Annotated in this window: 19 protein-coding genes and 2 pseudogenes; 10 read left to right on the top strand and 11 right to left on the bottom strand. The window is 32.9% G+C overall.

The annotated features are described in order from the left end of the window. The first annotated feature begins 281 nt into the window (after nt 1-281). The 5 genes from AC1Q51_RS25115 (at nt 282) to AC1Q51_RS25095 (ending at nt 4,847) form a co-directional block, all read left to right on the top strand. Nucleotides 282-626, top strand: coding sequence for an ArsR/SmtB family transcription factor (locus tag AC1Q51_RS25115; protein ID WP_000571870.1), 345 nt, complete (start codon nt 282-284; stop codon nt 624-626). Between the two features lie 18 nt (nt 627-644). Next, a complete protein-coding gene (locus AC1Q51_RS25110) occupies nt 645-1,643 on the top strand; it encodes an NADP-dependent oxidoreductase (protein ID WP_075717383.1) in 999 nt (332 codons plus the stop codon). 178 nt (nt 1,644-1,821) lie between these two features. Further along, entirely contained in the window at nt 1,822-3,288 is a 1,467-nt protein-coding gene (locus AC1Q51_RS25105) for a protein adenylyltransferase SelO (protein ID WP_075717385.1), read from the top strand. Between the two features lie 255 nt (nt 3,289-3,543). Continuing rightward, nucleotides 3,544-4,638, top strand: coding sequence for a response regulator aspartate phosphatase (locus AC1Q51_RS25100; RefSeq protein WP_065229156.1), 1,095 nt, complete (start codon nt 3,544-3,546; stop codon nt 4,636-4,638). Beyond that, the gene (locus tag AC1Q51_RS25095) at nt 4,638-4,847 is read left to right on the top strand and encodes a hypothetical protein (RefSeq protein WP_000721431.1); all 210 of its coding nucleotides are present in this window, start codon (nt 4,638-4,640) and stop codon (nt 4,845-4,847) included. The genes AC1Q51_RS25100 and AC1Q51_RS25095 overlap by 1 nt, the downstream gene beginning before the upstream one ends. Before the next feature lie 73 nt (nt 4,848-4,920). Here AC1Q51_RS25095 and AC1Q51_RS25090 read toward each other — a convergent pair whose 3' ends face one another. From AC1Q51_RS25090 to AC1Q51_RS25065, 6 genes and pseudogenes are all read right to left on the bottom strand, one after another. Continuing rightward, the gene (locus AC1Q51_RS25090; RefSeq protein ID WP_016512491.1) at nt 4,921-5,520 is read right to left on the bottom strand and encodes an FMN-binding negative transcriptional regulator; all 600 of its coding nucleotides are present in this window, start codon (nt 5,518-5,520) and stop codon (nt 4,921-4,923) included. A 141-nt stretch (nt 5,521-5,661) separates the two neighbouring features. Beyond that, a pseudogene (locus AC1Q51_RS25085) lies at nt 5,662-6,189 on the bottom strand (GrpB family protein). A 23-nt stretch (nt 6,190-6,212) separates the two neighbouring features. Continuing rightward, nucleotides 6,213-6,560, bottom strand: coding sequence for a DUF4260 domain-containing protein (locus tag AC1Q51_RS25080; protein WP_001172063.1), 348 nt, complete (start codon nt 6,558-6,560; stop codon nt 6,213-6,215). A 12-nt stretch (nt 6,561-6,572) separates the two neighbouring features. Continuing rightward, nucleotides 6,573-6,716, bottom strand: a pseudogene (locus AC1Q51_RS25075) (bile acid:sodium symporter family protein); the annotation flags it as partial. A gap of 50 nt (nt 6,717-6,766) precedes the next feature. Then, on the bottom strand, nt 6,767-8,158 hold the full coding sequence (locus tag AC1Q51_RS25070; protein WP_016512488.1) for an FAD-binding oxidoreductase: 1,392 nt from the start codon (nt 8,156-8,158) through the stop codon (nt 6,767-6,769). A gap of 126 nt (nt 8,159-8,284) precedes the next feature. Next, nucleotides 8,285-8,683, bottom strand: a complete 399-nt coding sequence (locus tag AC1Q51_RS25065; protein WP_016512487.1) for a DUF2871 family protein — start codon at nt 8,681-8,683, stop codon at nt 8,285-8,287. 253 nt (nt 8,684-8,936) lie between these two features. Here AC1Q51_RS25065 and AC1Q51_RS25060 point away from each other — a divergent pair, with 253 nt between their 5' ends. Continuing rightward, the gene (locus AC1Q51_RS25060) at nt 8,937-9,440 is read left to right on the top strand and encodes a GNAT family N-acetyltransferase (RefSeq protein WP_016512486.1); all 504 of its coding nucleotides are present in this window, start codon (nt 8,937-8,939) and stop codon (nt 9,438-9,440) included. A gap of 199 nt (nt 9,441-9,639) precedes the next feature. After that, a complete protein-coding gene (locus AC1Q51_RS25055) occupies nt 9,640-9,822 on the top strand; it encodes a hypothetical protein (RefSeq protein ID WP_071714626.1) in 183 nt (60 codons plus the stop codon). Nucleotides 9,823-10,032: 210 nt separating this feature from the next. On the opposite strand, the gene AC1Q51_RS25050 is transcribed toward AC1Q51_RS25055, so the two are convergent. Continuing rightward, entirely contained in the window at nt 10,033-10,215 is a 183-nt protein-coding gene (locus AC1Q51_RS25050) for a DUF5065 family protein (RefSeq protein ID WP_043352867.1), read from the bottom strand. 502 nt (nt 10,216-10,717) lie between these two features. On the opposite strand from AC1Q51_RS25050, the gene pssA reads away from it, so the two are divergent. Then, nucleotides 10,718-11,209 carry a CDP-diacylglycerol--serine O-phosphatidyltransferase gene (gene pssA, locus AC1Q51_RS25045; RefSeq protein WP_071714627.1) on the top strand — a complete coding sequence of 164 codons (492 nt, stop codon included), beginning with the start codon at nt 10,718-10,720 and terminating at the stop codon, nt 11,207-11,209. A 212-nt stretch (nt 11,210-11,421) separates the two neighbouring features. On the opposite strand, the gene AC1Q51_RS25040 is transcribed toward pssA, so the two are convergent. From AC1Q51_RS25040 to AC1Q51_RS25030, 3 genes are all read right to left on the bottom strand, one after another. Then, entirely contained in the window at nt 11,422-11,778 is a 357-nt protein-coding gene (locus AC1Q51_RS25040) for a hypothetical protein (protein ID WP_225988587.1), read from the bottom strand. 49 nt (nt 11,779-11,827) lie between these two features. After that, nucleotides 11,828-13,264 (bottom strand): MBL fold metallo-hydrolase, encoded by a 1,437-nt coding sequence (locus AC1Q51_RS25035; protein WP_492331786.1) that lies wholly within the window; start codon nt 13,262-13,264, stop codon nt 11,828-11,830. A gap of 66 nt (nt 13,265-13,330) precedes the next feature. After that, nucleotides 13,331-14,530 (bottom strand): FAD/NAD(P)-binding oxidoreductase, encoded by a 1,200-nt coding sequence (locus AC1Q51_RS25030; RefSeq protein ID WP_061661125.1) that lies wholly within the window; start codon nt 14,528-14,530, stop codon nt 13,331-13,333. A 709-nt stretch (nt 14,531-15,239) separates the two neighbouring features. On the opposite strand from AC1Q51_RS25030, the gene AC1Q51_RS25025 reads away from it, so the two are divergent. Both AC1Q51_RS25025 and AC1Q51_RS25020 read left to right on the top strand, forming a co-directional pair. Beyond that, nucleotides 15,240-15,809 carry a methyltransferase gene (locus tag AC1Q51_RS25025; RefSeq protein ID WP_090977465.1) on the top strand — a complete coding sequence of 190 codons (570 nt, stop codon included), beginning with the start codon at nt 15,240-15,242 and terminating at the stop codon, nt 15,807-15,809. A gap of 412 nt (nt 15,810-16,221) precedes the next feature. Beyond that, nucleotides 16,222-17,637: a phosphatidylinositol-specific phospholipase C gene (locus AC1Q51_RS25020; protein WP_065229160.1), complete on the top strand. Its 1,416-nt coding sequence runs from the start codon at nt 16,222-16,224 to the stop codon at nt 17,635-17,637. Between the two features lie 271 nt (nt 17,638-17,908). Here the strand turns inward: AC1Q51_RS25020 and AC1Q51_RS25015 are convergent, their stop codons facing one another. Further along, nucleotides 17,909-19,285, bottom strand: a complete 1,377-nt coding sequence (locus tag AC1Q51_RS25015; protein WP_025966609.1) for a lytic polysaccharide monooxygenase — start codon at nt 19,283-19,285, stop codon at nt 17,909-17,911. Nucleotides 19,286-20,218 lie beyond the last annotated feature (933 nt).

Genomic DNA, 20,218 nt, shown 5'->3' with positions numbered 1-20,218 from the left:
ATCAAAAATAATACAAACATTATAAGCTGTCGTAACCTTATGGATTATACAAGGTTACGACAGCTTATTTTATTGTTACATCATTTTTTTAAACTTCATCTATTTTGTTATGTAATCCTTCCAATCCCTTTTCTATCTCCCTATAATTTTCAACAATAAAAAATTCATTCGTCTCGATTTTCTTTCTCAATATTGCACCTCGTACAACAATCATGTAGCATTACCGTATCGAAGTAATGGTTCATCATCTTAAACCTTTCGACTAATTACCTGGAGGCAAAGTGATTGAAATGAATAAACAAGAACAATTAAATATTATAAAAAAAGATTTTATTGATTCTCAAAAAGTATTATTGGCAATTGGTGATGAAACACGTCAAGCTATTTTATTAGTGCTAATGGAAACGGAATGTCAAACAGGATTACGTGTAGGAGAAATCACGAAGCAAACACACCTTTCCCGTCCAGCCGTATCACATCACCTCAAGATTTTACGAGAAGCTGGCATTATTTTAATGAGAAAAGAAGGTACAAAGAATTTTTATTATATTGATATACGTACAAAATTAGGTTTATTAAAAAATCTTGTATTAGATATTGAGAAGCTATTGCAAAACTTTTATTAAAACTTGGAGGTATAAGAAATGAAAGCAATGATAATTGATAAGTACGGAAAAGTCCCAATGCGTATGGCAGAGGTACCTACTCCTGAAATTAATGAGTATGAAGTGCTCGCAGAAATTCATGCAGCTAGTATTAATCCAATTGATTTTAAAATACGCGATGGAAAAGTGAAGATGTTGCTTAAATATGAGATGCCCCTAATCCTTGGTAATGACTTTTCCGGTGTCATCGTAAAGGTTGGGGCAAAAGTGACTAACTTTAAAGTCGATGATGAAATATATGCACGCCCAAGAAAAAATAAGATTGGTACTTTCGCGGAGTATATAGCCATTCATGAAGATGATATAGCTTTAAAACCGAAAAATTTAAATTTTGAGGAAGCTGCTTCGATTCCACTCGTTGGCTTAACATCATATCAAGCATTACATGACATCATGCAATTACAAAAAGGACAAAAGATTTTAATTCACGCTGGATCCGGTGGTGTTGGTACTTTCGCTATTCAGCTAGCAAAAATAATGGGTGCCATTGTTACAACGACTGCTAGTGAAGCTGGTGCGAATTTAGTAACGTCTCTTGGCGCAGATGAAATTATTAATTACAAAACAGAGAAATTTGAAGATATACTAAAAAATTATGATGCCGTATTTGATACAATCGGCGGTGCAACACTTGAAAAATCATTCAATATTATAAAAAGCGGAGGAAACATTGTTTCCGTTTCAGGCATGCCGAACGCTCGCTTCGGTAAAGAATTTGGTTCAGGATTCTTTAAAACTCTCTTATTTTCATTAGCCAGCAAAAAACTTACTGCACTTGAAAAAAAGCATAATGCTCAATATTCATTTTTATTTATGAAGCCAAGCGGGGATCAATTACGTACTATTGCAAACTATATTGAAGCTGGACAAATCAAACCTGTAATCGATCGAGTTTTTCCTTTTGAAGATGCGCAAAAAGCAATGGAATATTCAGAGTCTGGAAGAGCAAAAGGAAAGATAATTGTAAAAATTAAGTAATAATAAAAACTCCATTTTTTTTAAAATGGAGTTTTGTATTTACTGTTAAATAGACATAGTGCAATGAAGTCCTTACAATAGATTGCAAGGGGAAATATTATATTATACTTTTAGTTAACTTTACAAAGAATATATACGTACAAATACATAATTTAAAATACAAAAAGGAGGAGATACAATGACTAAAAATAATGAAACAGGTTGGAATTTAGATAATAGTTATACGACTTTACCACAATCATTTTATACAGAAATCCCCCCTACTCCCGTAAGTTCACCGGAGTTAGTTAAACTAAACCATTCATTAGCGATATCTCTTGGCTTAACCCCTGAAGAACTGAAAAAGGAAGCTGAAATTGCCATTTTCGCTGGCAATGGACTTCCAGAAGGAGCTCATCCATTAGCTCAAGCATATGCTGGTCATCAATTCGGACATTTTAATATGTTAGGCGACGGTCGTGCTCTTTTAATTGGCGAACAAATTACTCCTTCAGGTGAGCGTTTCGATATTCAACTGAAAGGTTCTGGCCCTACTCCCTATTCACGCCGAGGAGATGGCCGTGCTGCACTCGGTCCGATGCTACGTGAATATATTATTAGTGAAGCAATGTATGCACTTGATATTCCGACTACTCGCAGTTTAGCAGTTGTTACAACCGGGGAACCAACCTATCGTGAAACAAAATTACCTGGAGCAATTTTAACTAGAGTCGCTAGTAGTCATATACGGGTCGGTACATTTCAATATGCTGCAGCTCGTGGTTCAATAGAGGACCTGAAATCACTAGCTGACTATACGATAAAAAGGCATTACCCAGAAATTGAATCTCATAAAAACCGATATACTGCATTACTACAAGAAGTCATTAAAAGACAAGCCAGTCTTATCGCAAAATGGCAACTTGTTGGATTTATTCACGGCGTAATGAACACTGACAATATAACGATCAGTGGCGAAACAATTGATTACGGTCCTTGTGCATTTATGGACAATTACGACCAAGGAACCGTATTTAGCTCTATTGACACACAAGGTCGTTATGCATATGGAAATCAACCATATATGGCCGCATGGGATCTCGCACGACTAGCAGAATCTTTAATACCGATTCTGCACGAAGATGAAGAAGAAGCACTAAAAATCGCTCAAGACGAAATTTCGAAATTTAGCGTACAGTATGAAAACAATTGGTTCCTTGGAATGAAAAAGAAATTAGGACTATTTAGCAACGAAGAACAAGATCAATCACTTATTGAGCAACTTTTAAAAATGATGGAGAAATATAAAGCGGATTATACAAATACATTCCGTTCATTAACTCTTGATGCTATCGAAAATACAGCTCTATTTGAAAGTCCTGAATTTAAAGAATGGTACAAACTGTGGCAATCTCGATTAGAAAGACAAGAACAATCAAAAGAAAACGCCTACGAGATGATGAAAAATAATAACCCATCAATCATCCCGAGGAACCACCGTGTAGAAGAAGCACTAGAAGCAGCTGTTACAAATGAAGACTATAGCGTAATGGAGCAACTTCTTGAAGCTTTATCAAACCCTTATGCGTATTCTACAGATCAAGAAGAATACTGCATTCCGCCTGCACCGACGAATCGCCCTTATCGTACTTTTTGTGGGACTTGATTGTTTAATATGTAAAAAGGTGCGTTCATATAAATTGTGTGAACGCACCCTTTTTATATCCCCCCACTCAACTAAAACTTTAAAATGCACATCCCCCGATGCCATTTCTTTAATCCAAAATAAATTCTACACTATTCCAATAGAATTACTCGTAAGCTTGTTAAACAAATATTGAGAAATATAAAACATCATTTCTAAATATTTTTATTTTTGATACTATATTTTATAAGAATATTCAAAAAGTGAGGGGATTTCATGAACGTTCAACTACAAGGTAATGAACAAATTACAAAATTATTTAATGACTGGTATAGAGCTATGTTACAACATCAAACTACCCATGCAACAAAAATAAAAAAAGATATTGAAAATATCATCTCTAATTCAGAAGAAGATACAAACCTACAATTGTATTATTCACTTTTTAATTTCAGATACAAAATTTTAACAGATGGTTTAAATATTAATAAAGATGATTTTAATAAAATTGATTCTTTCCCACTTCCAGAGAATGGGCTATTTTCTTATTATTATCATTTTTTTAAGGCTATTCACAATACAATTATTGGAAACTACAATACAGCAAAACACCTTTTCGAGAACGCTAAAAAGCTGCTAATACACGTATCTGACGAACTAGAGAATGCTGAATTTAACTACCGCTTAGCTTCCTATTATTATCAAACATATCAACCACTAGTAGCAATCCAATCTGCAAATGAAGCTAAAGCGATTTTTTCAAAACATATAAACTGCGAAATTAATGTTGCTTTGTGTGATAACATCTTTGGTTTATCTTGTATTGATTTAAAACAGTTTGAACAAGCTGAAATTAGACTTGATTCAGCATTAAATATTCTACAGAAGTATTCAGAGGAGACTTTATCATTAAGAGTACGACATAATTTAGCTTGGCTATATGCAAGTCAAAACCTTTCAGAGTTAGCAATGCGTCATATTTCAGAGGTTACAACTAAGCAACCAAATCACTTTAAAGCACTTTTTGTTGAAGCACGTGAATACTACAAGCTTGGAGAATATACCCAGGCTAAAGAACTTATAAAAAAAGGATTAAACATCTCAAATAAACTAGAAAACAAAGAGTTTCAATATCGTTTCATGATTTTAAGAGAACTAAATAATAAAACTTCTATAAATGATTTAGAAATGATAATTTTGGAAGGAATTTCTTACTTTAAAACAGAAAACCTTTTGGAATGTATACAAGAGTACACTGATGTTCTAGCAAATATGTTTTATGAAAAAGAAGACCATATAAAAGCTAGTCAATACTTTTACATGGCCAATCAAGCAAGAAAAAAACATGAAGAAAAGGGAGCTTTGATATAATGAAAAAGATTAAATTGAGCATCATTGGCTTAGCTGTTATTAGCATCACAACTCTTGGATTAAGCTTCACCTCAGAAACACCGAAAACACAGTTAGGATATGTAGCATTAAACATTGGGGACACCCCTGCACCCCAAAGACCTGACCTTGTTCAATCCGTTGACGTAAGTAAAGACTACAACTCAACAACAACTGAAAAAGCACTTTAAAAAACGGAAGACCTTCAATTAAGAAGGTCTTTTTAAATACGCTTATTTAGAATATTTTCCTTTCATGTAGACTTTATTTTCTCATCAACTCCGCAATCCTCTTACTCCCCTCACTACCAACTTTCTCAAGTTTCTCCACAACTAAATTTCGTCTCTCTACAGAATGATTTTGACTTAACTTCGCTTTTCCTTCTATTTTATTTATCTTTATTTTGAATCCAACTATTCCCTTACTTAATCCTCCCATATAATTTGGATCTACATCATTAAGTGAGTAGGTGCTCTCTGGATCTTCATATTTATTTACTAAATCTTGAAGAGAATCTACTAATGTCTTCTCATCTTCAACAATTTCTAATTCACCGTATACATGCACTGCAACGTAATTCCATGTTGGTACTGCATTGTTTGTTTCATACCATGACGGAGAGATATAACTATGTGGTCCTTGAAATATAGCTAGTACTTGCTGAGTCCCAATATCTTTCCACTGTTCATTCGGTCGTGCGAAGTGACCATGTAAAGTAAGAGTTTCCCTATTTAGCAACAACGGCAAGTGCGTTGCATATGGTTCTCCGTTATGTTGAGAAAATAATGTCGCAAAGCTATTTTGTTCCATTATTTCGTACTTCATCTCTTCATCTTGTATTGCGAAATATTTTGGTATGTACATAAGCTCCCTCTTTTCCACTCTTTTCTATTTTATTTCCTATTATATTTAGTAACCGCATCAATCAACAGGGCCAGTTTGTATTTGTTTTATAATGGCAGCTTTCTATTTCAAAAGAATAGGCAGCATGTATTCCATGCTGCCTTAGTTTATTTTTTCTAATATATTTGTAATAAATACGGTCTTACCTTCAATATAACTAGATCGATTTTTCGTCTCTCTCGCTAACTCTTCCTTTAAACGTCCATATTCAGCAGCAACATCGTCATGTTCACGAAGGTAATCTCGAAACGCTATATGCCTTCTCAACTCTTCACTATTTTTATCACACACATATAAATGATGTTCCATCCAAACTGTATTTCCCTCGTTCCATGGAACTAACGCATCCTTTCTTCAAAACGCCTCTCTGCCTTTAAATCTCCATTCTAACTGATGATAGTACCCTATCTTCTCAAGTTTTTTTACTACCTCATAAAAAATTTCGAACTCTTCTATTATAACATCAATATCTAGTATTGGTTTTGATGCAAGCCCTTTAACAGATGTACTCCCAACATGTTCAATAGATACAATGCTGTCTTCCATTACATTGTTAATAAGAGTGTGTATTTTATTAAATTCACTTTCCCATTTGACATTATATTCTTCGATAGCAATTCTCTGCTTCAACGTACCCCTCTTCTCAAAACAAATTATAACCGTTGAATATGAGTATCCTTAAAATCCGTCTCATATTTCAATCCATATCCAAACATTCGATCCATTCCAATATGTGCTGTCCATATTAAGCCAATCATTATAACGGTATCTATCTTAAAATAGACACCTATTAGAACAATTAATATGGATATGATATATGTGTGACATACATTATATATTTTCGCACCAACGTGATTATTGATCCCATACGCTAACATGGATAAATCCGGCGCTAAAAGGAATACAAAAAATATAATCCAACTAAACTCATATATCGAATACATATAAATCGTGGCTAAAAATACAACCATTCCTTCAAAATGTACAATACGTTTTTGCATTATTTATCATTCCTATTTTTCTATATTTATTGATACATTTTCATCGCTGAAAGTGTTCTTTGCATTTTTTGACCAGATGGTTGCTAATATTGGCCCTGCAATGTTATGCCATACTGCCGCTAATACACTTGGGAGTGCAGCAGCCGGTCCAAAATGCAAAATACTTTCCAGCTATATTACTTATCGCTTCTAGTACTTTCATCCAATCAGCCCCTATCTTTTAATTGAAACACCTTATTCGGATTCAAAATATTTTGCGGATCAAGAGCTTTCTTTATTTTCTCCATTACAAATAATGCCGCCCCATGTTCTTCTTCTTGATACTTTCGTTTTCCGATTCCAACGCCATGTTCTCCTGTACACGTTCCTCCTCGTTTAAGAGCATACAGAACGATACTTTCGTTTATTTCGTCCGCCTTCTTTACTTCCTCTTTATCATTTGTGTCAATCATTAAGAGTACATGGAAATTCCCATCTCCAACATGACCTAGAATACCGCCAATAAGCCCTACTTTATCTAATACCTCTTTCGCATGTTGAATCGCTCCAGCTAATTCCGAAATTGGCACACATACGTCTGTACTCATTAGCTTTTTACCAGGATAACTATGCACGTAAGAGTACGCTAAGTTATGTCTTGCATCCCACAGTTTATTTCTCGCTGCTGTTTCCGTCTCAAACGTAATTTCTATACATTTATGATCAAGAACGATTTCTTTCGTAAATTCAATATCTTGCTTTAACCCTGCTTCATTGCCGTGAAACTCTAAAAACAGTGTCGGTTCTTCTCTGTAACTTGTTTCATTATAATAATTTACTTGTTTCATAGATAATTCATCAACGAGTTCAATTCTCGCGATTGGAATACCTGCTTGTAATATGTTAATTACAGCTTCTACTGCATCATTTATAGTTGGAAACGATGCCCTCGCAGCCATAACATGTTCTGGTATACCGTATACTTTTAAAGTTAACTCCGTGAAACATCCAAGTGTTCCTTCTGATCCTACGAAAATACCATTTAAATGATAACCTGATGATGACTTCGCCGCTAAATTCCCGGTATGTATTACTCCTCCATCAGCAAGAACGACTTCTAAATCTCGAACTTGATCACGCATTACACCATACTTTACCGCTGTCGTTCCGCTCGCATTTGTAGCAGCCATTCCTCCTAACGTTGCATCAGCTCCTGGGTCTACACTAAAAAATAATCCATACTTTTTCAATTCTTTATTAAGCTGAGAGCGCGTCACCCCTGGCTGTACTCTCACAAGAAAATCCTTTTCTCTTATTTCAAGTATTTTGTTCATAAGAGAAAAGTCCATTGTAATTCCTTTTTCGTAAGGAATTACATGTCCCTCTAAACTGGATCCTACTCCAAATGGAACGACAGCTGTTCCGTGCTGACTCGCTATTTTCATTATCGTGCTAACTTCTTCGGTCGTTTTTGGAAAAACAACTACATCAGGTAAACTACTAACGTGGTAAGATTCATCTTTACTATGTAACTCTCGTACTGTCATATTTATTACTACTCGATCTTCAGGAAGTATGCCTCTTAATTCATTTACTACATGTTCAATTGTTATTTCCATAATCAACTCTCCTTTTTAATTTTAAAACAAGTATACCATCTTTATACAAAATAATTAGAAAAATAAGATTATTTAACCTGAACATACAAAAAAGAACCCGCAGCACACGCTACAAGTTCTTTTTCACTACATTTTAAACGATTTCTTTATTAACAACATAAACCAAATTAAAGTAACTGCCATCAACGAATGAGAAAACCCTACAATATAAGTTAACCCTTTAAAGTCAGCTCCATTTAACTGAAGAAGCCCTCTCACTGCTAGCGAACCTAACATTAATGTTAATGCAATGTTATGTAAAACAAACCACTTATTAAACCCTTTCACTTCATGAAACGCGAATACTTTTGCTAATCCTAAAGCAATTAAAAAGAAGAAAAAGCCAAGTACAAGTGTATGTGTATGCAAAAGATTTAACAAAGTAGATCCTAAAATCCCTTTATACTTACCATACTCCCTAGCGAAAATCCCTGATAATAAACCGATAATCAAATACGTAAACGATGCATTATATAATTTCTTCATTATGTACCTCCTTGAGTAGAATGTGTAGTGTGTCATATTTAGTAATAATGATAGTTATATAGTAAAAACTCCTAGTCACCTAGGAGTCATTGTATAAGTATCTCACTCTTTACAATCAATCCTAATTATAAAATATCTCTCTATACAAAACAAACGAACTTTATGTGAACAAACACCCCCATTAAAATATGTTGCACTTTTGTTTTACACAATCCATACTAATTGTTATAACTTTTTAAAGGTGGTGTAATAATTGATAGTTCTTGAAACCGAACGTCTAAATCTTCGTTGGTTTGATATAAAAGACGCTTCTTTTATTCTTGAGTTAGTAAACGATCCTGCATGGATTCAGTTTATCGGTGACAAAGGGGTTAGAAACTTAGAAGATGCAAAAAATTATATTGTAAACGGTCCCATCGATATGTATAACAAACTCGGATTTGGCCTTTACTTAGTAGAACGAAAAGAAGATCTCACTCCACTTGGTATGTGTGGCCTTATTAAAAGAGATTCATTAGAAGACGTTGATATCGGATTTGCCTTTTTAGAAACATTCCGTTCAAAAGGATATGGCTACGAGTCAGCTTCTGCAATAATCGAATACGGTGTACAAAAGCTCGGCATGAAACGAATTGTAGCAATTACTTCTATAGATAACATCGCCTCAGGAAAGCTTTTAGAAAAAGTAGGATTACGCTTTGAGAAAATCATTTCAGGGTCTGGAGAAGATTTAAAATTATTTGGGTATAACGCATAGTAAAGAAGGTCGCCGTGAATGGCGACCTTCTTTACTATTTTATTGATTTTGTAATACTATTTTTAGTTACATCATAGTTGCATCAATTCTTGTGATTACTAATATCCCTTTCACATCACATTTTTGGAACTTTATAGAAATAAAACTTCTACTTTCAAATAAATTATATTAATATATTAAACAAAGGAAGTGAGAATAAATGGATCAACCACTATTTTTGTTAGCTCTTCAATTCATTGCATTTGTATTAATCATTTGTATCGTATATGGAATCTTGTACAATACCGTATTAAATTTAAATATGCCTAAATGGACTGCACATATGGTAGCTACGGTCTTTTCCCTTGGTATTGCCTATCAAGCTTTTATAAATTTCATTTGAAAAACTTTTGTAGCATTTACTTCTACAAATATTGTTGATGCAGTAAAATTTGCAAAAAAAGTAGAATTGCAATTTGAGAGGATTATTTCAAGATCAGGAAATGTAACCATTTTTTATAAAGTCTGTCTAGCGCAAAATAGTGATGAAGTTATTTCTGCTGAAAATGTGTTTGCATAACAAGGAATGAATTTAATTGATCCTGCAAAAATTTTATTTTAATTCTGGTTCTATTGTTTGAAATCGTTCTAGGGTACCATTTGTGTGGACTTTAAAAATTTTCATTTGCGCACCAAAATATTGCGTTAAGTAAAATGTATCACCAGTTATTAAATTTCCAATCTTCCAATCAGGTTGATATGTACTTTCCTTGGAACTTTCTAAATCCCCGTTCATTATTAAATCGATATATAATGTAGATGAACTACGCAACATTTTCGTTAAAGATAGTCTATCAACCTCTAACTATCTAATGAACTCAAGTAAACGCATCTTCAGTCATTTTAAGAGGTACAAAAGGCACCCTTTTGGGTGCTTTTTATATAAAAATTCCAATTTTTTTATATTCGATACCAACCACGAACCTTTTTAAAATAATAGTATCATTATGTCTCCTTTTTAGAGATTATTTTTAATTACCTTGAATTTTTTGCACCAGAACCGGAAAATCCCTGACTACTCGAAATATCAACTATCAAGTGCTAATATTCAATAACGCGTACTGAAAATGATTAAACATTTTTATAAACCAGCGGAACGTTTAAGAAATCAATTTTTCTCTTATCGAAATTTAATTAGCTTACAGTAATACAGTGGTCATATATTTTTAAGAATAACGGAAGAATATATAGAAATTGCTACAGAAATGTGAAGTTTAATTAATTTAGGAGGAACAAACTTGTTTAATCAGCTTGTAAAAATCATACCGAATTTATTTACGATTGGAAATTTATTGTGCGGCGTTTTCTCAATCACCTTGAATATGAATGAATATTTGGGAGTAGCCTCCATTTTCATTTTCTTTTCAGCTGTTTTAGATTTTCTTGATGGAAGAATTGCGAGAAAATTAAAAGTGAACAGTGAGTTTGGCGTAGAATTGGATTCCTTAGCTGATATTGTTAGTTTCGGCGTCGCTCCTGCGCTTTTATTTCATACGATAGCAACACCTTCTATTTTAACTTCTTTGGCATTTATCCTATTCCCAACAATGGGTGCTTTAAGATTAGCTAAATTTAGTATTAAACCAACTATTGGATATTTTAAGGGATTACCTATTCCAGCTGCAGGATTATCATTGGCTGGTATGGCATTGTTTTCATATAGTAATGCATGGATTACTTTAATCCTCGCCCTCTTAATGGTAAGTCCCATTAGGTTTAAAAAATTTTAATTAAGGTCACGCCCAACGCCATTAAGGAGCATCTCAAATGGATTTAACGCATCAATAAGTATAAAAAAGCGGGACAATAATATTAAATTAGGTGCCCTTCGTAAAAATTAAAACCTTGTATTTATGGCTATTGGGTTAATCCATCGATATGTTATTCTGAAACGTCAATCCACTTTTAACAGGAGCTCCCTTTATCAAGAGAGCTCCTGTTCTTATTTCTTCTTCTTTTCTGTCGGTTGGCTTTGTTTAGCAAAATTAGATGAATCATCAAAATTCGGTTGCTTTTTACCAGCATTATTACTTCTACCTTTTCCCATATGTAATGCACCTCCCCTCCCCCTTACTATTCCCAATAAAAAAATTCTCTTGCATCCAAGAGAATTTTTGATTGGGTTCTTATTGATAATACCTAAGTACTTCCAACACTGCCATTCGATAAAAGATGGATCCAATGTCAAATTCTTTAATGCTGAAACAAACATTACATTTTCATATTTAACTGGATAATCAATTAATAATCCTAATGTATTTCCTGAAGCTGCAACAATTATGCTTTCCTTGTCTAACACGTCATCTATAACTTCTTTTAATTATTCTTACCTGTCATATAATATTTTCCTACGCGTTGAGATTGCATGTTGTATAAGGAAGCCCTTCTTTTTTCCATGCAATAAATCCCCCCTTTAAATTCACTACTTCCTTTATACCAGCTTTTTGTAAAATGCTAGCTGCTATAGCTGAACGCAACCCGGTTCGACATTGTAAAACTATTGGGCAATCTTTTGGTATAGAATCTATCTTCTCAAATAGATTACCTAAAGTAATATGTATTGCATCATGAAGGTGTCCTTCCTCCCACTCTTTTTTACTACGCACATCGATAACCTTAACACTTCTATCTTTTATATGCCGATATAATTCAATTGATGTTTTTTCCTTGTAACTTTCTAATATATCAAATTTTTTTATTACTTTTAAAGGTACAAAAGCAACAATATTATCTAGCCCAATAGATTCAAAGTCCCTAATGACTTCCTCCACTTTAACCTTTTCCTCATCTAGAATGATTAAAGTCTCTGTTTTATAATCTAGTAACCATCCACACCAAGTTGTAAAAGAATTGTTATAAGGTATGTTAATTGATTTTTCAATGTGACCAGAAGCAAAACTCTCTACATCCCTTATATCAACTATTTGCTGAACACTCCTCATAACTTCTTGGAGTTCTTCTACTGTATTAATAGTAGTAATCTTTCTCTTCTTACGAATTGGAGGACCATACTTATTTAAATTCTTCATTAATGAAAAATACTTTGGAGGCTCTGGCTGTCCCGTCAATAAAATCGATACAAAATCACTTTCTTCATTACATTGAAATGCCCAATTGAACATCTTTTCATAACCTAATGTAGAAGTTGGAATTGCTCCTAATGCTTTTCCGCATGCGCTTCCTGCACCATGTGATGGCCATATTTGCAAATAATCAGGGAGTATTTTTACTTTTTGTATAGAATCAAATAATTGTTTCGCTCCTATTTGTGCTGTATCTTTCATACCAACAGCTGTTTCTAATAAATCAGGTCTTCCCATATCTCCTACAAATATAAAGTCACCTGTGAAAATCCCTATCGGTTTATCATTCGTAAAATTATTTTGACTTGTATCAGTTACTAAAAAAGAGATACTTTCAGGCGTATGCCCTGGGGTGTGAATTACATTAAATTTTATATGACCTACTTTAAACTCTGTGCCTTCATTAACTAATTTGTATCGACCTTCGTTAAGATATTGATATTTCCAATCACAATCTCCTTCATCAGATACATATAAATTTGCATGATAAAGATAAGAAAGTTCTCTAGACCCAGAAAGAAAATCGGCATGAATATGAGTCTCAGCCGCAGCAATTACTTCCATCCCCTCTTTCTTAGCAAATTCTATATATTGTTCTATATAGCGGCTAGGATCAATAACAATTGCTACGCCTTTCTTCTGACAACCAACTAAATAGGAAGCATGAGCTAATTTTTCATCATAAAAATATTTTAAAAGCATAACTATTCCCTCCGAATACTTATTTCAAATTACTTTTCAATTTTTACAACTACTCTCTATCTTTCCTTACATAATCCCTTTCAACATTAAATTCCAATACATATATGGCAACATATATCTTTTAAGTAAAAACATACTATACCGTTCTTTCGCTTGATTAAATGGAAACGTTTCTTGTGGCTCATGTTCATAGTTAAATTCAGCGAGTATAAGACTTTTATATCCTGTAACAATCGGACATGATGTATATCCATCATATTTAGCCTGCAAGTCTCTTCCGTTAAGTACGTCCATAATATTTTGTTTTAAGACAGGTATTTGCTTTCGAATTGCTGCTCCAGTTTTAGAGGTAGGTAAATTGGTACAATCTCCAAGTCCGAAAATATTCTTATACTGTACATGCTGCAAAGTATAAGGACTTATATCTACCCAGCCCTGATGATCACTTATCTCACTTTCTTTGATAAAGTTAGGTGGTCCCATTGGTGGAACAACATGTATCATACTATATGGTACTGTTTCTCTTTTCATTGTTTGCATATCTTCAAAAATTGCTTCTCTTTTTTCAGCGATAATCTCTACTAAGTTTTTATTATAGTTCGTTATAATTTGCTTTCTTTCTAGTACTTGTTCTAAAGTATTTGCATATCGCGGAACCTGAAAGATGTTACTGTTTGCAGAATAAAACATTACTTCACTTCTGTTTCTTACACCACTATTACAAAAATACTCCTCTGCTAAATACATAATTTTTTGTGGAGCACCACCGCATTTAATAGGAGTATTAGGGTGGGTAAAAAGCGCATTTCCTCCTTTAAATTTTTCGATTTCTCTCCAAGTAGAATCAACATATGTATAAGAATAATTGCTACATACCCCATTAGTCCCAATAGATTCTTTTAAGCCTTTAATACCTTCCCAATTTATTTGTATACCAGCTGCTACAATAAGAATTTCATACTCAAGCAGCAGTCCGTCATCTAACAGTATCTTATTTTCATCCGGAAATAACTTAACAACACTTTTAGGGATCCACGTTGCCCCTTTTGGAATAAGCGATTCTTGATCACGCATTGTACTTTCCTTTGAAACAATTCCTCCCCCCACTAAACTCCATAGTGGCTGAAAATAATGTTTTTTTGACGGATCAATAATCGCTATACTTTCTTTCAATAGGGGGATATTTCTTAATAAATGTGCAGTAGAAGATATTCCTGCAGTCCCAGCACCAATTACAATAATTTTATAAGTATCTCTGGTCTTCATTATCCTCTTCCTATCTAAAATTGATTTTTAAATTAACTAATTAGTAGCCATTTTTTCATCGTAGTAACATTATTATAAGTTAAAAACATCATAGATTTATCTGATTTAAATGAAATTTTTGTCAATTTCACCATCAACATTACTATATGCGTAAATCCCCTATGTTACTTCCATATTTTAGTTTTAACACTAAAACTATATATTGTTATATAAAATAAATATAATATATTAAAATACTTTTCATGAATCCGGATAAGTAATGTTTAAAAAACAACATCTAACATCTTAGATGTTACAATAGGCAAATTCACATACTTCACAAATATGAAAAGTATTAAATATCACTTAAGTTTCGTTACTTTTTTTCTGTATATATTGATAAAAAATTGTGAAATTTTATCGCATTATGCAAGACATTTAATATCAAATATATTACTTTTACTATGAACTAAATGTGTTTATAGGAAGTGTATAGATAAATAAAGTACTAAATTGACTCTTATGCAGTAATTACTGTTTAATTTATCTAAAAATTGAAAAAATACGTGTAGATATATATCATTTAAAATACATATATAATTAATTTTAATTTTCCGACACGTTTTTCACATAGTTCTTAAACCAGTTTTTTGCGTGCATTATGAAAAAAATTGTACCGTGTCAATCTTAAAAAATTATATATCATAACTTTAAGAGAGGAAGGAAAACTATGAAGATGAAACGAAAAATCATGATGACAACGGCACTTGCAGCTACGTTAGCTACAGGTGCACTACCTACTACCTCGGTGTTTGCTGCAGAAAAGGAGGCTCCTATTCAACAAAAAGAGGCACAATTAAGTATTCAACCTTTTGCACAAAACAATTTGGAAACAGCCGTTCAAGCTGCCTTAAATGGTCCAGAAGTCAAAAAAATCAAAGTATTTGAACATGAATTTAATGTAAAGGAAATAGAAGTAGTAAATCTAGGTGCAGGAAAAAAATATGTTAAGGGGCAAATCTCTCATCATTTAAGTTTTCGTCCAGATGATCAATTTTATTATGAGTTTACAGTACAAGATGGAAAGGTACTAGATAAACCTGTATTTAATATTGATAGAGGTGGTTGGACACCATTTGCTGCTCCACTTTTATCAATTCTTGCTGCGTATAATGGAATTCCAGTTAATCCAAATGATTTAAATACACTTGGTCAGCAGATTGGTAAAGTTATAGATGGAAGCTGGGAACATGCAGCCCAATCAATTGCAACTGTAGTTAGTCTAAGTTTTAATGAGTAGAATTTTTCAATTTTTATTAGCAGTGTAGAGATCCGCTTTTTGTAATCAGCCTTGTTATAAGAGATTCTAAAACAGCTATTAATAAATTTTTACCACTCAATCACATTATCTTGATTTGTTTACCACCTTATCATTCATTATATGTCACAAAATAGAAGTCTTTTTTAGGACTTCTGTTTTGTTTGTATTCAATACGATAAACAGTTGTTTTTTGGAGGCTATACTTCGAGTTTTCAAGAATCCGCTTGGCTATTAGGGACAATTTATAATAAAAAATTATTAAAGTCTCAAATAACTTACTCCTCCTATTGTTAATTATTTTTAAATACAAAAATTTATTATCTTAAGAATGAAAAACAATAAATATAGTAAAAAATCATCTAACAATTGTTTAAAGGTCAGGAGAGAAAAAATGAACAAAATAAAAATGAGAAATTTCTTTAAAATTAGCATCCTTACTTGTATTACACTAGCAAGTTTAAGTACACCATCTACTATTTTAGCTGATAGTCATCCAGGTTACTCCTATGAATCCAATATAGGGTATCAAAATCCATCGTGGATGTCGAAAATAGAAGGTTCAACAAAAATAAGTGAAATATCTATTCCAGGGACTCACGGTACGATGGCTTTACATGGGGCGAGTTTTCTTGATGAAAATTTGACAAGAAATCAAACTATGAGTTTATCCCAACAATTAAATTCCGGAATTCGATATGTAGATATGCGTGTTAAACGTGTAAAAGATTCTTTTGCAATGTATCATGGCGTTGTAAATCAAAAAGCAGTGTTTGAAGATGTATTAAAAGAGACCATTCAATTTTTAAAAGATCATCCAACAGAAACAATATTAATGCGCTTAAAAGAAGAAACTAATCCTGAAAGTGGATCTCTATCATTTGAGGAGATATTTTTAAAATATAAAAACGTTAATGCTTCATATTTTTGGGATCCTAATTCCGTACCAACTTCAGATAGAAATAACCCTACTTTAGGAGATACCCGCGGAAAAATTGTAATCTTACAAAACTTTACATCCGCTCAATTGTACGGGATTGATTACGAAGGTTTAAATATACAAGATAAATTTGAAATTGGAAGCGGACCAGACGAAATATATACAAAATGGATTGCGATAAAAAACCATCTACAAAATACAAATATTAATTTTAATAATGGAAAAATTTATCTCAACCATTTTAGTGGTACGGGAGGCGCAGCCGCATTTTTAAATAATGTATATCCTTGGTTTGTTGCAAGCGGAAAAGAGAGCAGGAATACTGACAGTAGTCCTAAATTGATTCAAACGAATTCCACTAATGCGTGGAGTGATTTCCCTCGTGATAGAAACGGACAAGTATACTATGGGGGGATGAATACACTTGGGACCGAACTCTTACAACAAGGCGCAATTAAACATTCTGGTATCATCGCAGCTGATTTTCCCGGTCCAGGTTTAATTGATAGTATCATTAAATTAAATGGTATACATTCAAATGAAAAAGAAATATTAATTTCACAAATATCATCTGAATCTAGTCCTTTATCAGGGCAACAAAATCGATCCAGCCAAAACTTTAAAATTGATAGTTTACCTGTAGGTACCAAAGAATTAAAATGGGTTATTGAGCCTTCAGAAAAAGATTATCCTTCTACTATTTCTTTCAATGTAATGATTGATGTTTCCCTAGGAATAGATTCTACTCGTTGGAAAAATATTTCACATGAATCTAGGACTGAAGCTTACACAAATACTAAATATTATATTGCAAGTCCAATTGGTGCCACTAGAAAATTCACAGTGAAAATATACGCTATTACAAATTAAAAAAAAAGAATCCCAATGGAATTCCATTGGGATTCTTTTTTAATTTCATTTCGTAAACATTAGGATGGCGTTTAAATTTTATCCCGCATTAACGGGCGCCCGTAAAAGCCCGATTGGTGAGGGATGATAATCAGTGGGGGATGAACAAAACCTTCACTGATTAAAATTTCACTTTATTAACATATTATTTAATCCATTAGATAATTATATTTGAAACAGCCCTTAATTTTTAAAGAGCAATCCAAATTTGTTAACTACCTTTTTCAGCTTATCATTTATTCAAAACTGGCTTCCAAAGCGATAAAGCAAAAATCCAATTTGAGTCGCCATTTCCTTGATGATTTTGAACCGCTTCGTACACTTTCCCCTCATGTATTACTCTATCACCTTTAGTATATGCTTTTCTTGCATCCCATTTTTCATATGCGGAATCCTCTAACTTTGTTGTTACATTCAAAACATCACTTCTACTAGATTCATTTCCAGCTAAATCAACCGCCGTCACTACATATTTATACGATGTATTAGCCTTCAAATCTTTATCCATAAAGGATGTATTAGCCGCCGTCCCAATTTTATTCATAACCCCAGCGCTTTCTCTATATACAATATAATGGTCAACACCTACATTATCTTCTGACGGACTCCACATCAAATCAACAGTTGTCGCCGTTGTACCCATACTATGTAATCCTTTTGGTTGAGCTGGAGCCTCTATATCTGGGATTGCATGTGTTGTCTTAACCTTTAGTTTTTCACTTTCTTTTGATATGTTTCCAGCAGAGTCTAATGCCTTTATTGTATAAGTATATTCCGTATCTGCTTTTAGTTTTTTATCAATAAAAGTTGTACCTGGTACCGTATTAATTACTTCTCCATTACGTAACACTTGATATTCTTTTACACCTATATTATCAGTAGAGGCCTTCCATGTTATTTCAACACTATTGGCAGAAACTTTAGAGGCATTTAATTCAGTTGGTTGACTTGGAGCTACTGTATCAGGTGTTTCATTATTTACTAAATTTACATCAATTACATTATAAAAGGCATTTGACGTATCTGCTACATCCCATACAGCTAAAATAACATGATAACCATTACGATCAGTTGGTACATTAATTGTATGTGTTAAATTATTTGATGCGGCCGAACCGTCATGTTTTACAGTTCCAATTGGTTCTAATTCCGCACGTGTTAATGGTTTATTAGGATCCCATCCTTTTTTTGTAATGTAATAATGCCATTTACTTGTAGAATGTGCTGCTGTATATTTCCATGTAAATGTATTTTCTCCACCCTTAATTGTGTTTTTGAACCAACGATTTGTTGTTTGTTGGTCAAGAGTTCCTCCAAATAGTCCTCCTGCCGAAGCGATTTTACCATCAATCGGTCCACCATCGGGAAACCCTTTAGGTGCTTCTAGACTTTGAGGTTCATACATTACATTTCCACAATTTAAATTTAATGCCCCATAATTCTGACTACATAAAGCAGCACGACTACTCGGCTTTTCAACAAACCCGTGTGCATACGCACTTTGAGGAGTCATTGTGATTGCTGTCATGCCTGCAGCCAAAACACAAGCACCAATCCCCTTTTTACTTGTTCTTAATCTTTCCAATTTAGATGTTAATTTCAATTTCATTTTTGTCCCCCCAATATATTGCTTTCGCTAATATAATAGCAATATAGGGATAAACGAACAAATCGTCAATTAATATATTAATATCTCTCATAAATTGGTACATTTATTATTATTTTTAATCTCCTATAAAAATAAAGTAAATACAATTAAGCAATTTTGTAACATTATGTATTAAAAGAAGAATAAAAACTTCATTTAATTTCACAAAAAATTCAAATATTAAAACAAAAAAATTCCTCATGTAGGAAAAATAAATTTTTTATATTACAAAAAGCAAAAAAGTCTAGAAGAAACCGATTATATCCGTTTCTTCCAGACTTCCGCTACTTTTATACCACTCACAAATTCTTTAACCTTAAACATATACACTTGAGGTTAAAACACATATAATACCCCTACTAATTCAAACTAACGCTTAATTACTTATAAAATAACTTAAGGTATCTAGCTTAACTGTATTTTCTTTATTAATAGCTATTTTCTATCCTGTATTTCCTTACTTTAAACAGATTATCAAGAAATTGTTAATGTTTAAGAAAAGAGAAAAGGTTTAAAAATAGAAAAGATTTAAAAATACAATTTTAACTATCACATTCTAATAATTTATTGTGTTATTTTTATCTAATAAGGCACAGAAACAAAGGATGAACTTCAGTGTGCTTGAGAAAAGTTCTTAGGGTGAAACGTTTAAAGGGTATTTTAGTACTGAGTTTTTATTAAATGTTCCTGTACCTAATATTTAAATTAACGTATGTCAAAATATTTTACAATACGAGTGTTAAACGTTACATATTTCTATATAAAATGATACATTTCATCAGCACGCCTCCCTAATATTTATGCTAAATATAGAAAATTCAGCTCGTTAGGATTTAATTTTAGAATTCTCATAAAAGCATATGATAGATTAGGCACGTAATTGTCACAAATTAA

This window comes from Bacillus sp. MT94 (genome assembly GCF_058792475.1).
The sequence above is the reverse complement of the archived record's forward strand: the minus strand, read 5'-3'. Positions and strand labels throughout refer to the sequence as shown.

What these genes read in the sequence shown, in the direction of transcription:
- AC1Q51_RS25070 (WP_016512488.1), bottom strand. Translation starts at nt 8,158, where the DNA reads ATGGAAATAACAATTGAACATGTAGTAAATGAATTAAGAGGCATACTT.
- AC1Q51_RS25065 (WP_016512487.1), bottom strand. Translation starts at nt 8,683, where the DNA reads ATGAAGAAATTATATAATGCATCGTTTACGTATTTGATTATCGGTTTA.
- AC1Q51_RS25050 (WP_043352867.1), bottom strand. Translation starts at nt 10,215, where the DNA reads ATGAACGGGGATTTAGAAAGTTCCAAGGAAAGTACATATCAACCTGAT.
- AC1Q51_RS25095 (WP_000721431.1), top strand. Translation starts at nt 4,638, where the DNA reads ATGAAAAAGATTAAATTGAGCATCATTGGCTTAGCTGTTATTAGCATC.
- AC1Q51_RS25105 (WP_075717385.1), top strand. Translation starts at nt 1,822, where the DNA reads ATGACTAAAAATAATGAAACAGGTTGGAATTTAGATAATAGTTATACG.
- AC1Q51_RS25015 (WP_025966609.1), bottom strand. Translation starts at nt 19,285, where the DNA reads ATGAAATTGAAATTAACATCTAAATTGGAAAGATTAAGAACAAGTAAA.
- AC1Q51_RS25110 (WP_075717383.1), top strand. Translation starts at nt 645, where the DNA reads ATGAAAGCAATGATAATTGATAAGTACGGAAAAGTCCCAATGCGTATG.
- AC1Q51_RS25080 (WP_001172063.1), bottom strand. Translation starts at nt 6,560, where the DNA reads ATGCAAAAACGTATTGTACATTTTGAAGGAATGGTTGTATTTTTAGCC.
- AC1Q51_RS25025 (WP_090977465.1), top strand. Translation starts at nt 15,240, where the DNA reads ATGAAGATGAAACGAAAAATCATGATGACAACGGCACTTGCAGCTACG.
- AC1Q51_RS25100 (WP_065229156.1), top strand. Translation starts at nt 3,544, where the DNA reads ATGAACGTTCAACTACAAGGTAATGAACAAATTACAAAATTATTTAAT.
- AC1Q51_RS25090 (WP_016512491.1), bottom strand. Translation starts at nt 5,520, where the DNA reads ATGTACATACCAAAATATTTCGCAATACAAGATGAAGAGATGAAGTAC.
- AC1Q51_RS25055 (WP_071714626.1), top strand. Translation starts at nt 9,640, where the DNA reads ATGGATCAACCACTATTTTTGTTAGCTCTTCAATTCATTGCATTTGTA.
- AC1Q51_RS25020 (WP_065229160.1), top strand. Translation starts at nt 16,222, where the DNA reads ATGAACAAAATAAAAATGAGAAATTTCTTTAAAATTAGCATCCTTACT.
- AC1Q51_RS25030 (WP_061661125.1), bottom strand. Translation starts at nt 14,530, where the DNA reads ATGAAGACCAGAGATACTTATAAAATTATTGTAATTGGTGCTGGGACT.
- AC1Q51_RS25035 (WP_492331786.1), bottom strand. Translation starts at nt 13,264, where the DNA reads ATGCTTTTAAAATATTTTTATGATGAAAAATTAGCTCATGCTTCCTAT.